The 13,713-nt window shown below is 63.1% G+C and carries 14 protein-coding genes; 3 read left to right on the forward strand and 11 right to left on the reverse strand.

Annotated elements, in window-relative coordinates:
• Nucleotides 1-87: 87 nt before the first annotated feature.
• Nucleotides 88-861 carry a ferredoxin--NADP reductase gene (locus HB630_RS08230; protein WP_213771616.1) on the reverse strand — a complete coding sequence of 258 codons (774 nt, stop codon included), beginning with the start codon at nucleotides 859-861 and terminating at the stop codon, nucleotides 88-90.
• Nucleotides 862-1,017: 156 nt separating this feature from the next.
• Between HB630_RS08230 and HB630_RS08235 the strand changes: the two genes are divergently transcribed.
• A complete protein-coding gene (locus tag HB630_RS08235; RefSeq protein WP_213771618.1) occupies nucleotides 1,018-2,214 on the forward strand; it encodes an amidohydrolase family protein in 1,197 nt (398 codons plus the stop codon).
• 43 nt (nucleotides 2,215-2,257) lie between these two features.
• Here HB630_RS08235 and HB630_RS08240 read toward each other — a convergent pair whose 3' ends face one another.
• Together HB630_RS08240 and HB630_RS08245 are read right to left on the reverse strand one after the other, a co-directional pair.
• Nucleotides 2,258-2,689: an EamA family transporter gene (locus HB630_RS08240; protein WP_213771620.1), complete on the reverse strand. Its 432-nt coding sequence runs from the start codon at nucleotides 2,687-2,689 to the stop codon at nucleotides 2,258-2,260.
• Nucleotides 2,690-2,742: 53 nt separating this feature from the next.
• Entirely contained in the window at nucleotides 2,743-3,462 is a 720-nt protein-coding gene (locus HB630_RS08245; RefSeq protein ID WP_249780721.1) for a transporter, read from the reverse strand.
• A gap of 143 nt (nucleotides 3,463-3,605) precedes the next feature.
• On the opposite strand from HB630_RS08245, the gene HB630_RS08250 reads away from it, so the two are divergent.
• Both HB630_RS08250 and HB630_RS08255 read left to right on the forward strand, forming a co-directional pair.
• A complete protein-coding gene (locus tag HB630_RS08250) occupies nucleotides 3,606-4,493 on the forward strand; it encodes a MurR/RpiR family transcriptional regulator (protein WP_213771622.1) in 888 nt (295 codons plus the stop codon).
• A 41-nt stretch (nucleotides 4,494-4,534) separates the two neighbouring features.
• Entirely contained in the window at nucleotides 4,535-5,308 is a 774-nt protein-coding gene (locus HB630_RS08255) for a hypothetical protein (protein ID WP_213771624.1), read from the forward strand.
• Between the two features lie 33 nt (nucleotides 5,309-5,341).
• Here the strand turns inward: HB630_RS08255 and HB630_RS08260 are convergent, their stop codons facing one another.
• The 8 genes from HB630_RS08260 to HB630_RS08295 all read right to left on the reverse strand — a co-directional run bounded on the left by HB630_RS08260 (nucleotide 5,342) and on the right by HB630_RS08295 (nucleotide 13,592).
• The gene (locus HB630_RS08260; RefSeq protein WP_213771626.1) at nucleotides 5,342-5,797 is read right to left on the reverse strand and encodes a MarR family winged helix-turn-helix transcriptional regulator; all 456 of its coding nucleotides are present in this window, start codon (nucleotides 5,795-5,797) and stop codon (nucleotides 5,342-5,344) included.
• A gap of 30 nt (nucleotides 5,798-5,827) precedes the next feature.
• Nucleotides 5,828-6,532, reverse strand: coding sequence for an ABC transporter ATP-binding protein (locus HB630_RS08265; protein ID WP_213771628.1), 705 nt, complete (start codon nucleotides 6,530-6,532; stop codon nucleotides 5,828-5,830).
• Complete coding sequence (locus tag HB630_RS08270) at nucleotides 6,529-7,320, reverse strand: ABC transporter ATP-binding protein (RefSeq protein ID WP_213771630.1); 792 nt, start codon at nucleotides 7,318-7,320, stop codon at nucleotides 6,529-6,531. The genes HB630_RS08265 and HB630_RS08270 overlap by 4 nt, the downstream gene beginning before the upstream one ends.
• Entirely contained in the window at nucleotides 7,317-9,203 is a 1,887-nt protein-coding gene (locus tag HB630_RS08275) for an ABC transporter permease (RefSeq protein ID WP_213771632.1), read from the reverse strand. The genes HB630_RS08270 and HB630_RS08275 overlap by 4 nt, the downstream gene beginning before the upstream one ends.
• A gap of 169 nt (nucleotides 9,204-9,372) precedes the next feature.
• Entirely contained in the window at nucleotides 9,373-10,578 is a 1,206-nt protein-coding gene (locus HB630_RS08280) for an ABC transporter substrate-binding protein (protein ID WP_213771634.1), read from the reverse strand.
• Between the two features lie 24 nt (nucleotides 10,579-10,602).
• Nucleotides 10,603-11,187: an amino acid synthesis family protein gene (locus HB630_RS08285; RefSeq protein ID WP_213771636.1), complete on the reverse strand. Its 585-nt coding sequence runs from the start codon at nucleotides 11,185-11,187 to the stop codon at nucleotides 10,603-10,605.
• Between the two features lie 36 nt (nucleotides 11,188-11,223).
• Entirely contained in the window at nucleotides 11,224-12,135 is a 912-nt protein-coding gene (locus tag HB630_RS08290) for a UPF0280 family protein (RefSeq protein WP_213771638.1), read from the reverse strand.
• Nucleotides 12,132-13,592 carry a 6-hydroxynicotinate reductase gene (locus HB630_RS08295; protein WP_213771640.1) on the reverse strand — a complete coding sequence of 487 codons (1,461 nt, stop codon included), beginning with the start codon at nucleotides 13,590-13,592 and terminating at the stop codon, nucleotides 12,132-12,134. Before HB630_RS08295 ends, HB630_RS08290 begins: the two co-directional genes overlap by 4 nt.
• Between the last annotated feature and the right edge of the window lie 121 nt (nucleotides 13,593-13,713).

Below are 13,713 nucleotides of genomic sequence, written 5' to 3' on the forward strand. Positions count from 1 at the left end.
CGGGGTGGATACAGGTTCGCATGAAGAAAACGCGCCAAAACAAGAATCCAGAGCTTCGGTTCTGGTTCAATCAGAACCGGCAATGTCCTAGCGCTCGGCGAAGGCCTTCTCGACCACGAACTGGGCCGGCTCGCCGTGATTGCCTTCGACAAAACCCTTGTCCGACAGTAACACGCGCGTGTCCTGGACCAGCGACGGGCTGCCGCAGATCATGACGCGGTCGTGTTCGGACTGAAGCGACGGAAGGCCGATATCGGCGAACAGCTTGCCCGATGTGATCAGGTCGGTAATCCGGCCGCGATTGCGGAACGGGTCGCGCGTCACCGTCGGATAATAGATCAACTGGTTGCGCACATATTCGCCCATCAATTCATCGTTCGGCAATTCCTCGGTGATCATCTCACCATAGGCGAGCTCCGCGACCCGGCGGCAACCATGCAGCAACACGACCTTCTCGAAGCGCTCGTAGGTCTCGGGGTCCTTGATCACGCTCAGGAACGGCGCCAGCCCGGTGCCGGTGCCGACCAGATAGAGATTGCGGCCGTTCTCGAGATTATCGATCACCAGCGTGCCGGTCGCCTTGCGGCTGACGATGATTTCGTCACCTTCCTTCAGATGCTGGAGGCGTGAGGTCAACGGCCCGTCCGGCACCTTGATGGAGAAGAATTCGAGATTGTCCTCGTAATTGGCGCTGGCGACGCTGTAGGCGCGCAGCAGCGGCCGCTCGCCGACCTTGAGGCCGATCATCGTGAACTCGCCGTTGCGAAAGCGGAACGAGGGATCGCGGGTGGTGGTGAAACTGAATAGCGTGTCGGTCCAGTGATGGACGCTCAAAACACTTTCCTGATTGAAATTGCTCATCGTCTGATCCGAGTTTGGGCCTGGTCGGCACCGGATCCGGCAATCCCGGTTGCCAATCAAATTCATTCGTATACAAATGACTAATTCAGCTTGGCCCCGCCGTCAAGGCACGTTCAAAATCGCAAGCGATTTCAGTTACCAGAAGGGAACCTTCTCATGGCTCACGATGCACCCCAGGCCGCCGGCCCCAGCAAGCTGGTGATCCGCAATATCGGCTTGCTGCTTTCGGGCGCCCTGGAAAAGCCGATCCTCGACGCCGATACGATCGTCGCCGAAAATGGCAGGATCGCCGCCATCGGCCGCGCCAAGGACGTCGATACCGAAGGCGCCACGACCATCGTCGACGCCAACGGCACCACCGTCGCCCCCGGCCTGATCGACAGCCATGTTCATCCCGTCGCCGGCGACTGGACGCCGCGGCAAAACCAGAGCGGCTGGATCGACAGCTCCCTGCATGGCGGCGTCACCACCATGATCTCCGCGGGCGAGGTTCACATGCCCGGCCGGCCGCGCGACGTCGTCGGACTCAAGGCGATGGCGATCTTCGCGCAGCGCGCATTCTGGACGCTTCGTCCCGGCGGGGTGAAGGTTCATGCCGGCGCGCCGGTCATCGAATGCGAAATGGTCGAGGAGGATTTCAAGGAATTGGCCGCCGCCGGCGTCAAGCTGCTCGGCGAGATCGGCCTTGGCGGCGTCAAGGACGGACCGACCGCGCGTAAGATGGTCGGATGGGCGCGCAAATATGGCATCCAGAGCACCATCCACACCGGCGGCCCGTCGATCCCGGGCTCCGGCCTGATCGACAAGGACGTGGTGCTGGAGGCCGACACCGATGTGGTCGGCCATATCAATGGCGGCCATACCGCGCTGCCCGATGACCAGATCCGCTGTATCTGCGAGGGCTGCAAGCGCGGGCTCGAACTGGTTCACAACGGCAATGAACGCTCGGCGCTCTATACGTTACGAACCGCGCGCGAGATGGGCGATCTCAGCCGCATCATCCTGGGCACCGACGCACCGGCCGGCTCCGGCGTGCAGCCGCTCGGCATTTTGCGCATGGTGTCGCTGCTGTCCTCGCTCGGCGAGGTGCCCGCCGAACTCGCCTTCTGCTTTGCCACCGGCAATACGGCGCGGATGCGGGCGCTCGATTGCGGCCTGATCGAAGTCGGCCGCTCCGCCGATTTCGTCCTCATGGACAGAGCGCAGCATTCACCGGGCAAGAACATCCTCGAAAGCGTGCAGCTCGGCGACCTGCCCGGCATCGGCATGACCATCATCGACGGCATCGTGCGCACCCAGCGCAGCCGCAACACCCCGCCGGCCGACCGGATTCCGGAGATCGTCGGGCGTTAGTTGTTACCTTGCTGTCGATCGGCAGCGCGATCAGCGCTGTTGCTCAGGCTCCGGACGCCAGGAGCACGGCGCCGCCGCCGATCATGGCGATTCCCAGCCATCCGGCAGGCGAAGGCCTTTCGCCTAATATCAGCACGCCGAAAATCGCGACCAGCACCACGCTAAGCTTGTCGACCGGCGCGACCAGCGATGCCGGTCCCAGTTTGAGGGCGCGGAAATAGCATAGCCAGGACGCTCCCGTTCCCAGACCAGAAAGGATCAGGAAGGTCCATGTCCGGCCTGAAATGGACTCCGGCTGCACGAACTGGCCGGTGGCAAGCAGCAGCACCAGGAAGCTGAAAAGCACCACGACCGTCCGAATGAACGTTGCCAGATCGGAGTTGATATTCTCGACGCCGATTTTCGCGAAGATGGCCGTCAGCGCGGCGAATATCGCGGACAGAACTGCCCATAGCTGCCAGAATTCGAAACTCACCCAATCTCCTCTCTCATCCGGTAGCGCGCCAGCACAGGCGCCACGTCGTCAACTCAAAACGTAAACAGCACGGAGGCGTACCAGGAATATCGATCGGTCTCGCTGGTATTCTCGATTCCGCGCCTGACATAACCGAGCAGGTGATAGTTATCGTTCAGATCGTAGCGCCATCCGACGCCGACACTGGATGTCGCCGGCGTGCCGTTCGAATCGGCGGTCTGGTGAAAGATCTCCGCTCCGACCTGGAGCCTGGGCAGAAGCTGATAGGTCAGGACGGCGCCTGCCTGGCAAAAATCGACCGCACGGAGTTCGCTGAAAGTACATCCGCCGCCACCGAACGCCGACCATCCGCTGCTCCAGTCCTTCTGCACCCACACCGGCAACAGCAGCGACGCGTGGTTGTCGCCAACATTATCCGAACCGCTCGGAAGGAAAATGCGCGGGAAAATGCTGACGTCGAGACCGAACGTATCCTGATGCAGAAAACGATATTTGGCAGCGAGTTCGATATTGCTCAAGCCGACGCTGGTGCCGCCGCCGGCGGTTTGATCAAAGCCCGCGGGCAGGGTTGCGGTGAGTTGAAGGTCGGGCGCCGCGCCATAGTTGAAATCAATGCCGCTCTCGCCCGCCGTGCGGCCGCGCGTCACCGTGCCGCTGTTGAAGGTATAGATCTCGAAGTGCTGGTAGTCGGTCGGTTCAGGATCGTCGGAAACATAGGGCGGTCCGGCAACAGCCGCTCGCGTCAGCAGCGCCAGCACCAGACTGGCGCACATCCCTAAACGTATCAATTGTCTGCTGCCATTGGGCATCGGCTGCGCGAAACCGCTTGAGATAGGCCAATGTAGTATATACTACATATTTCTATATCGAGATTATTTTGCTACTTTACGGCCATCATCGGAGCCCGGAACCGCCCTTGACCGTCGAAGCCGCCATCGATTTTGGGACCAAGCTCGACCGCATGCTGCGACGGGCGAACCAGCAGCTCGGCGCCGCCGGCCTTCGCGTGGCGAAATTCATCGACGAAAACCGGCAGATCGTTTTGGCCAGTTCCGCCGCCGCGCTCGGCGCTCGCATCGGCACTTCCGACGCCACCGTGCTGCGCACCATTCAAGCCCTGGGCTTCACCAGCCTGGCCGACCTCAAGAACGCCATCCTGAACTCGGGACCAGTCTCGACGCCGGCCGACGACATGCGGCGTACCTTGGTCGATCTCAAGAAGACGACCGGCGAAGCGCTGGACGGCATATTACACGCCCATGCCGAGGGTCTGGCCGTCCTGCGATCGGCAAAATGCCGCGGCGAGATGGCCGAGGCCGTTCATGTTCTCGATAAGGCCGAGCGGATCGCCGTGTTCGGGATCGGCCCATCCGCTGCGCTTGCGGCCTATGTCTCGATTCTGTTGACGCGAAGCGGCCGCCGCAGCCGGACGATCAGCGCGACAGGATCGATGCTGGCCGACCAACTTCTCGATCTGCGTGCCGGGGACACTCTGCTGATCCTCGCCTATGGCCGCCTCTACCGGGAAGTGAAGGCTGTGTTCGCCGAAGCCAGGGCGCTACGCCTGCCAACCGTTCTGGTCACCGAAGCCGATGACACGCCGCTGGCAAAATTGGCCGATGTCCGCGTGGCAATTCCGCGCGGGCGTCCGGGCCAGATGGCACTGCACGGCGCGACTCTGGTGGGCCTGGAAGCTTTGGTGCTCTCGCTGGCCGCCGCGAAACCAGAGTCGGCACTGGCCTCGCTCGACAATCTCAATCGGCTTCGACGGGCCACCGAAGTCCAACGCCAGAGCGCGAAGTAGCGCGGCGGCCGCGACGACTTTCAGAAATGACGGGCAACTGCATGGATCGGGATATTGACCGAAGCAAGGTTCCGGAGGTCACGCTCGTCTTCTGGATCATCAAGATACTGGCAACGACGCTCGGCGAAACCGGCGGCGACGCCGTTTCGATGTCCATGAACCTCGGCTACGCCGTCGGCAGCTTCATCTTCATCGGCATCTTCGCGGTTGCCGTCGTGGCACAGATTTCGGCGAAAAAATTTCATCCATTTCTCTACTGGCTCGTGGTGATAGCGACCACGACGGCAGGCACCACCACGGCCGACTTCGCCGACCGGTCGCTCGGCATCGGTTATCCCGGCGGCGCCGGCCTGCTGTTCGTGCTGCTGATGGCCTCACTGGCGATCTGGTATCGGTCGGCGGGATCGATTTCGGTCAATACGGTTTCAACGCCGCCGATCGAGACATTCTACTGGGTTGCGATCCTTTTCTCCCAGACCCTTGGTACGGCGCTGGGCGACTGGATGGCTGACACCAATGACCTCGGTTACGAAGGCGGCGCGCTGGTGTTCGCCGGAGGCCTCGCGCTGATTGCGGCGGCCTATTTTTTCACGGGCATCTCGAGAACGCTGCTGTTCTGGGCCGCCTTCATTCTGACCCGGCCGCTGGGCGCGACGCTGGGAGACCTGCTCGACAAACCGCTGGACGATGGTGGCCTGGCATTCAGCAGGTTCTACGCCTCGGCCATCCTGGCCGCCGTCATCATCGCTTGCGTGGCGTTACTGCCGCAACGCGCCGGCACGCATCCGGGCAAGGCCGAGGCAACCCATATCTGATCGGACACAGCAAACGATGATCTTGCAACATCATCACCGCAGCTTGCTGAGCAGCGCCATCAAGGTCTCGCGTTCGTTCGCATCGAGCGGCGCCAGCGTTTCCTTCGTGATCACAGCCGCGTTCGGCGCGGCCTTCTCGGCCATCTGCTGACCGAGGCGGGTGAGGCTGACGAGAAGACGGCGGCCATCATCGGGATCGCGGCAGGTTTCGGTCAGGCCGCGTGCGGTGAGCCTGTCGATCACGCCTTTGATGGTGGCGACGTCCATCGACGTCAGCCGCCCGAGCAGGTTCTGCGAGCATGGTCCGGTTTCGGCCAGCTTGGAGAGCGCCGCCCATTGCGTCGACGTCACGTTGATTCCGATTTCCCGCCCGAAGATCACCGCATGGCGCTGCCACACCTGACGCAGGATGAAACCGATCTGATCGTCGAGAATGTAGGACGGCTTCGAAGGCTTCGCGCTTCGTTTAGACGAACCGCTCCTGCTCATCTGCGTTCCCGCGTTCTTACCCGGCACCGGTCACAACGCCAGATGCGCGTCGCGGATGTCCGGGCGGGCATCAAGTTCGTCCATGGTGCCGCTGAAGCAGATGCGGCCACGCTCGATGATATAGGCACGGTCGGAGATCAACCGTGCGAAGTGCAGGTTCTGCTCGGACACGACAATGCTGACGCCCGCCTTTTTCACCGTCAGGATCGCCTCGATCATCTGCTCGACGATTTTCGGCGACAGCCCTTCGGACGGTTCGTCGAGCAGCACCAGCGACGGGTTTCCCATCAGGGTCCGCGCGATCGTCAGCATCTGCTGCTCGCCGCCGCTCATGCGCCCGCCCGGGCGGCCCCGCATCTCGCCGAGATTGGGAAACAGCGCGAACAGTTTTTCCGTGGTCCAGTGCGGCGTATTCGGCCTGACCGGCTGGCGGCCGACTTCGAGATTCTCCTCGACCGTGAGATCGGTGAAGATCCGCCGCTCTTCCGGCACGTAACCCAGGCCGCTGCGCACGATCGCATGGGTCGGCGCGTCGGAGACGTCCCTGCCCTCGAACACGATGCGCCCGGTGCGCTGCGCGACCAGACCGACGATGGAACGGAAGGTCGTGGACTTGCCGGCACCGTTGCGGCCGAGCAGCGCGACCACTTCGCCTTCACCGACTTCCAGCGCGATGTCGAACAGGATATGCGCGGGGCCGTAATGGCTGTTGAGATCATGGACGCTGAGCTTCATGCGCTCGCTCCTTCGCGGTGGCGCGCGTCATAGACAAGGCCCTCGCCGAGATAGATGGCGCGGACCTGCGGGTTGCGACGGACTTCCGCCGGCGAACCTTCGGCGATCAACGTGCCGCGGTTAAGAACGAGGATGCGGTCGGCATGTTCGAACACCACGTCCATGTCGTGCTCGGTGAAGAGCACGCCGATCGATTGCTCCTTGGCGATCTGTGCCGTCAACCGCATCAGGTCGATCCGTTCGCGCGGCGCCATGCCGGCGGTGGGCTCGTCCATCAACAGAAGCTTCGGCTGGTTGGCGAGCGCTATCGCAAGCTCCAGCCGCTTGAGGTCGCCATAGGCGAGTTCACCGCAGGGACGTTCCGCATAGCCGGCCATGCCGACCAGTTCGAGCAGGCGGCCGGCCTCGTCTCGTTCGAATTTCGGCGTCGAGCCCCAGAGATTGAACAACTGGCGCTCGAACGACACCAGCGCGACCTGGACGTTTTCGCGCACCGTCATGGTCGGGAACGTCGCGGTGATCTGGAACGTGCGTCCCACCCCCAGCCGCCAGATGGCGCGCGGTTTCTCGCCGGCCGTATCCTCGCCCAGCAACACGATCCGGCCGCTGTCGGGAACGTTCTGGCCGTTGAGCATGTCGAAGCAGGTGCTTTTTCCGGCGCCATTGGGGCCGATCAGCGCCAGGATTTCACCGGCCTTCAGCGCAAAGGACACGCCGCGCACCGCATGGATGCCGCCATAGGATTTGGTCAGGCCTTCGACCGACAGCAATGTGGGCGCGGCGTTCATTCGGCGGTCTCGATCCGGGAGGTGAGCGAGGCAGGCTTCGATAGTTTGGGCCGGCGGCGGTTGCGGATCGTCTCCAGCATCCCGACGATGCCCTTCGGAAACGCGACGACGATCAGAACGATAAAGGCGCCAAGCACCAGTTTTGAAAGATCGGTCCGGCTCACCAGCCAGATATTGAGCGCCTTGTAGACGATCGCGCCGACGACGCCGCCGGAGACGGTCTCGACGCCGCCGAGCAGCACCATGACCAGGGCATCGACCGAGAGCGAGATACCGAGGCTATCCGGAAATACGCTGCCTTTGAGATAGGCGAACAACGCGCCCGCAATGCCTGCGACGGTGCCCGCGATCACGAAGGCGGTCCACTGAATGCGCTTGCCGTCGATGCCGATGGCCTCGCCGCGCAACGGCGAGTCGCGCGTCGCCCGCAGCGCATAGCCGAACGGAGAGAATACGATGATCCGCAGCGCGATGACCGCAAGTGCCGCGATACCGATCGACAGCCAGTAGAAATGCGAAGGGCTCGCCGCCCACCGCTCCGGCCATACGCCGAGGATACCGTTGTCGCCGCCCGTTACCGCCACCCACTGGAATGCGATCGACCAGACGATCTGCGCGAAGGCGAGCGTCAGCATCGCGAAATAGACGCCGGACAATTGAACGGCGAAGACCCCGAACACCGCCGCGCCGAGACAACCCAATAGCGGGCCAAGCAGCAGGCAAACGATCATCGGCAGGCCGGCCATCTTGGCGAGCAACGCCACGCCATAGGCGCCAAGACCAAAATAGGCGGCGTGACCGAACGACGCGAGCCCGCCCACCGCCATCAGGAAATGCAGGCTCACGGCGAAAATCACGAAGATCGCGATCTCCGACCCGACCGTCAGCGCATAATTGCCGCCGACCAGCGGCAGCCCAGCCGCCAGCGCCAATGCGGCGATCGCGGCCAAGCGTTCGCCTGACGTCAGCGGCCGCCAGGGATTCACCGTCAACCCCGGCGTGCGGCGCGCCGGCGCTTCCTGCTTGCCGAACAATCCCCAGGGCCGCACGATCAGAACCGCGGCCATCACCAGGAATACCAGGATGATCGATATTTTCGGGAAAATCAGGATGCCGAACGCGTTGAGTTCGGACACCAGCACCGCCGCGACAAACGCGCCGACGATGCTGCCGAGGCCGCCGATCACCACCACCACGAACACGTCGACGATGATCTGCAAGTCCAGCGCGTGATTGACCGCGTCGCGCGGAATCTGCAACGCGCCGCCGAGTGCTGCGAGAAATACGCCGACGGCGAACACGCTGGTGAACAGCCATTTCTGATTAACGCCGAGCGCCGCGACCATGTCGCGGTCCTGCGTCGCCGCGCGCACCAGCACGCCCCAGCGCGTGCGCTGGAACAACAGCCACAGGATTCCGAGCACGACCGGGCCGAGCACGATCAGGAACAGATCGTAGCTTGGAATATTCTGGCCGAAGAAATCGACCGCGCCTCTGAAACCCGGCGCGCGGCGGCCCAGTAGATCGCTCGGTCCCCAGATCAGGACCACCAGATCCTCGACCATCAGCGTCAAACCGAAGGTCGCCAGCAGTTGAAACAGTTCGGGCGCATGATAAATCCGCCGCAACAGCACCATTTCGACCAGCACGCCGATCAGCGCGACAATCACCGCCGCAACAACGATGCCGCCCCAAAATCCGATCGCGCCGGAAAACTGCTCGGTCAACGTGAACGCGACATAGGCGCCGAGCATGTAGAACGCCCCATGCGCGAAATTAACGATCCGCGTCACGCCAAAGATGATTGACAGGCCCGATGCGACCAGAAACAGCGACGCCGCGCTGGCCAGACCTGTCAGGAACTGAACGATGTAAAAGGCCATCGGCGGTCCGCGGTACCCAGTTTTCAGTACAATGGCTTCATCCTTCGAGACGGCGCTTCGCACCTCCCCAGGATGAAGAGTTCTTGACCCTCATGGCAAGCAGCGCGGCAAGGCCGCGCGACTCGTACCATGAGGCGTTCGGAATCAAGGTCATCAACTGACCTGTTCCTCACTCCTTCGGGCGAAGTTTCTCGACTTCCGCATCGCTCGGCAGATAGTCGGAGCCTTTGCGATAGGAGTTGTCGACCATGATGCCCTTGCCGTCTTTCAGCGCCGTCTTGCCGACGAACGCGCCCAGCGTCGACTGATGGTCGATCTTGCGGAAGGTGATCTCGCCGAATGGGGACGGCACGGCGATCCCCTCCGCCGCCTCGACCAGTTTCTCCGGATCGGTCGATCCCGCCTTGGTGAGAATGGCTGCGGCCGCCTTGATGGTCTCGTAGCCGACGATCGAGCCCAGCCGCGGATAGTCGTTGTACTTGGCCTGATAGGCTTTCAGGAACGCCTCGTGCTCCGGCGTGTTGATGCTGTACCAGGGATAGCCCGTGACGATCCAGCCCTCGGGCGTTTCATCCTTTAGCGGATCGAGATATTCCGGCTCGCCGGTCAGGAAGCTGACCACCGTGCGATCCTTGAACAGGCCGCGGGTGTTGCCTTCGCGCACGAACTTGACGAGATCGGCGCCGAAGGTGACGTTGAGGATGGCATCCGGCTTGGCTTCGGCAAGAGCCTGCACGACCGGACCGGCGTCGATCTTGCCCTGCGGCGGCCACTGCTCGTTGACCCACTCGATGTCGGGCCGCTTTTTCGCCATCAGCGCCTTGAACACCGCAACCGCAGACTGGCCGTATTCATAGTTCGGCGCGATCGTCGCCCAGCGCTTGGCCGGCAGCTTTGCGGCTTCCTCCACCAGCATCGCCGCCTGCATGTAGTTGGAAGGACGCAGCCGGAACGTATAGCGATTACCCTTCGACCAGGTGACGGCGTCGGTCAGGGGCTCGGCCGCGAGGAAGAAGACCTTCTTCTGATTGGCGAAATCGCTCACCGCAAGACCGATATTGGAGAGAAACGTACCGGCCAGCATCGCAACATTCTCGCTCGACACCAGTTCGTTGGCGGCGGTCTGCGCATCGGCCGGCTTGCCGCCATCGTCCTTCGAGATCACGACGAGCTTCTTGCCATTGATACCGCCGGCGGCGTTGATTTCCTCGACCGCGAGCTGCCAGCCCTTGCGGTAAGGATCGGTGAAGGCCGGCAACAGCGAATAGCTGTTGATCTCGCCGATCTTGATCTCGCTCTGCGCCATGGCGGAATTCGCCATGCCGGCGACCGCGATCGCCAGTACCGCTCCTATGAAATATCCGCTCCGTCGCATCCCTTGCCTCCAATGTTGAAGAGATTATCTCAGACCGTCTTCACCCTTGATCTCGGCGGTCGTCAGGCCGCCGACCCGGGGCAACGGCCTGCCGCTGTCGGTGACGGCGACCGCCACCATGATCTCGTTGGCGCGCGGCGCATCGTTGATCTGCACCTCCATGCCGTCGAAATGGCTGCGCACGAAAGCCGCATCCTTGTGACCGAGCGGAATATCCAGCGTCGTTCCCGGCCCGCTCCGCTTCTTCGACGACGGGATCAAAGCCGCGCCCTTGCTCAAGACCTTGCGCACCGGCGTGCCCATTTTCGGATGCAAGATCGCGGCCGCATGCTCAAGCTCGCCGTTTTCGCCGACCGCAGCCGCCTTGCCATAGCTATGCGCCTTGGCGCCGTCGATCCCGAGCGCGGCGACCGCTCTTTTCGAGAGCAGTTCGCCGAGTTCCTCGCCGATGGCGATCAGGGGCGAAAGGTCTTCGACATAGCGGCCCGCGAACGGGTTCTCGATCACCGCGATCGCCGCCGCGCGCCGGGTCGGCGGCGCGATGGTCTTTCCCATCTCCAGATGGGTTTCCTCGACCACCGTGACGATCTTGCGAATGACGGCATTCATGGCCTTCCCCCTCGTTCCCTGATTTTGACGACGATCTCAGGCATCCGCCAGCTCTTTTACCGCATTGGCGGGAAAGCGTCGCGCCAGCCCGCGTTCGCCAGCCGTCTTGGCCGTGACGATGACCGTCTCACCGTGCAGCCGGAGCGCGGCGGCTTCAATTAACCCTTCGGCGAGTACCGCGCGTGCGCGGGCCGCACCGGCTTCGAGAGCTGCCTCGATTTCCCAAGGCGACAGCGGGCCAACATCGCGGGTCACAAGACGTTGGCCGAGATCGCTATCGGGCTGCAAATCCTGCGCCGGGCAGCGGATGATGGCGGGATGGCCGGGCAGATCGACGGCGTTGGCGATGATGGTCGCGGCGGCGTCGGCCTGCGAGGCGGCTCTGGCCAGCACCGTGACAGCATCGGCAATGCCGAGCGAGAAGCTGCGCCCATGACGTCCGCTGGTCGCAACCCCGCGCGAGGGATCGTCCGCATCGATGGTCATCGTGTGCAGCACGCCTTGCCGGTCCGGCCGGTCCATCAGACCGACCGTAAAATGCTGGCCGCGCGCCAGATGCAGCGCGATGTCGCCGCCATTGTTGACATAGGCGCGCTCAAGCTCGGCGGCGCGCACCATCGCGCCGAGGATTTCCTCCGCCACGCTGCCGGCCACCGCCGCCATCGGCGTGACGAACTGACCGGCGGCAAATGGCGCCACCGCCGCATGCATGCGGCGCGCGACGATCCCCTTCGGCACGCACCGCGCAGGATCGACAGCCTTGCGCAATTCCGCCAGTTCCGCGCAGAGTTCGTCCAGCAAACCCGTGAAACGCCGGGCCGCGGCTTCGTAGGCCGCGCGTATATCGGCATCCTTCCCGTTGGCCTCGACGATCAGATCGATCGGGCCGTCCTGCAAATGCAACCGCTTGCCGTCGGAAAGAAGCGCGATTTGCGGCAACCGTTTCATGTGCGCCATCCCAGCGCCGGCCGCGGCCACGGCACCTGGCGGATTTCCGTGCTATCCTTCAACGACGACAGCGGACGCACATAATCCATGTGGCCGCCCAGCGCCGCATAATCCGACAGCCGCAGCGTGAACTCGATCGGCGCTACCAGCGCCGGGGTCGGCACATAGCCGAAGGCGCCTGACGGCATCTGCGTGACATCGACCATGAAGGTGATGCCGCCGCCCGGCCAGACATAGACCGGCGCGCCGCCGCTCGTGACCCGGGTCAGGGCGTCCTTGACCGACCGCGTCAGGCGCACCGGATTATCGGTGACGCCGGCCCGCAGCGAGCCGCCGGCGCCGGCCATGAACATGACCGTACACAGCGCGGGCTCGCAGTTTTCCTGAATCCGCTCGACCGACAATCTAAGCGCGGCCGGCATCTCCGTCTCGACCGGCCGCAGCGCCTCGTCGAGACGGTAATAGGCGGCATGTTCGCCCGTGGTCGAGACCATCAGCATGGTCAAGCCCGGACGCGCCGTCTTCGGATCGAACGGCCCCAGTACGGACAACGGATCGGAAATCTGGGTACCGCCCCAGCCGGTGCCGGGCTCGGCCACCTGGAAGTAACGGCCGGGCGTCGAACGCCGGCCCTTCATCTTGATGCCGGTGTCGGCGATGTCGAGCAGCTTGCCGGCCTGATGCTCCGAAAGAACACCGGTAATGTGGTCATCCACCACGACGACTTCGTCGACCTTGCCGAGCCATTGCTTGGCGAACATGCCGATCGTCGCCGAGCCGCAGCCGACCCGCATCCGTTCTTCCGCCATGCCGTTGACGACAGGCGGACGGCCTGCCTGAATGACCACCGTGGCGCCGCCATCGATGGTGACCTCGACGGGCTTGCAGTTGCTCAAATCCATCAGCGCGTCGCAGGTGACACGGCCTTCCTTCTTCGAGCCGCCGGTCAGATGATGCACGCCGCCGAGCGACAGCATCTGCGAACCATATTCGCTGGTGGTGACATGGCCCACGGCCTCGCCTTGCACCCTGACGGCTGCCGTCTCGGGGCCGAGATAGCGGTCGGTATCGATCTTCACCTTGACGCCGCAATAGCTGAAAATGCCTTCGGTCACGACAGTGACCATGTCGACGCCGTCGAGTTCAGATGACACGATAAAGGGCGCCGGCTTGTAATCGGGATAGGTGGTGCCGGCGCCGATCGCGGTGACGAACAGGCTCGGTTCACGAACGATGGAGCCATCCCAATCGCCGCTGGCCTGAAACGGCACCAGCCGTCCGCCATGCGACACCGTCCGTTCCAGCACGATATGCGGATCGACCCGCACCAGTTCGCCGTTGTGATTGGCATAGCGGTCGCAAGCCCCCGCCGCGCCCGGCTTGATGTAGCACATCACCGGGCAGGCATCGCAACGGATCTTGTCGCCCGAAGCAGCACTCGTGATATCAGTCGTCATCTGCAAACCTGCACATCCGCGTCGCATAGCGGATCAAATCGGTAACGATGCATTCTGACGCGGCGCGATCATAGCAAATTTTCGCCGCCGGTTCATTTCGTTTGTATACGAACGATGTTGC

The organism is Bradyrhizobium sp. dw_78 (genome assembly GCF_018449525.1).
Lineage (GTDB): Bacteria > Pseudomonadota > Alphaproteobacteria > Rhizobiales > Xanthobacteraceae > Bradyrhizobium.

Excerpts from the sequence above, each read along its gene's own strand:
- HB630_RS08230 (WP_213771616.1), bottom strand. The coding sequence starts at position 861 with ATGAGCAATTTCAATCAGGAAAGTGTTTTGAGCGTCCATCACTGGACC.
- HB630_RS08235 (WP_213771618.1), top strand. The coding sequence starts at position 1,018 with ATGGCTCACGATGCACCCCAGGCCGCCGGCCCCAGCAAGCTGGTGATC.
- HB630_RS08245 (WP_249780721.1), bottom strand. The coding sequence starts at position 3,462 with ATGTGCGCCAGTCTGGTGCTGGCGCTGCTGACGCGAGCGGCTGTTGCC.
- HB630_RS08255 (WP_213771624.1), top strand. The coding sequence starts at position 4,535 with ATGGATCGGGATATTGACCGAAGCAAGGTTCCGGAGGTCACGCTCGTC.
- HB630_RS08260 (WP_213771626.1), bottom strand. The coding sequence starts at position 5,797 with ATGAGCAGGAGCGGTTCGTCTAAACGAAGCGCGAAGCCTTCGAAGCCG.
- HB630_RS08265 (WP_213771628.1), bottom strand. The coding sequence starts at position 6,532 with ATGAAGCTCAGCGTCCATGATCTCAACAGCCATTACGGCCCCGCGCAT.
- HB630_RS08270 (WP_213771630.1), bottom strand. The coding sequence starts at position 7,320 with ATGAACGCCGCGCCCACATTGCTGTCGGTCGAAGGCCTGACCAAATCC.
- HB630_RS08275 (WP_213771632.1), bottom strand. The coding sequence starts at position 9,203 with ATGGCCTTTTACATCGTTCAGTTCCTGACAGGTCTGGCCAGCGCGGCG.
- HB630_RS08280 (WP_213771634.1), bottom strand. The coding sequence starts at position 10,578 with ATGCGACGGAGCGGATATTTCATAGGAGCGGTACTGGCGATCGCGGTC.
- HB630_RS08285 (WP_213771636.1), bottom strand. The coding sequence starts at position 11,187 with ATGAATGCCGTCATTCGCAAGATCGTCACGGTGGTCGAGGAAACCCAT.
- HB630_RS08290 (WP_213771638.1), bottom strand. The coding sequence starts at position 12,135 with ATGAAACGGTTGCCGCAAATCGCGCTTCTTTCCGACGGCAAGCGGTTG.
- HB630_RS08295 (WP_213771640.1), bottom strand. The coding sequence starts at position 13,592 with ATGACGACTGATATCACGAGTGCTGCTTCGGGCGACAAGATCCGTTGC.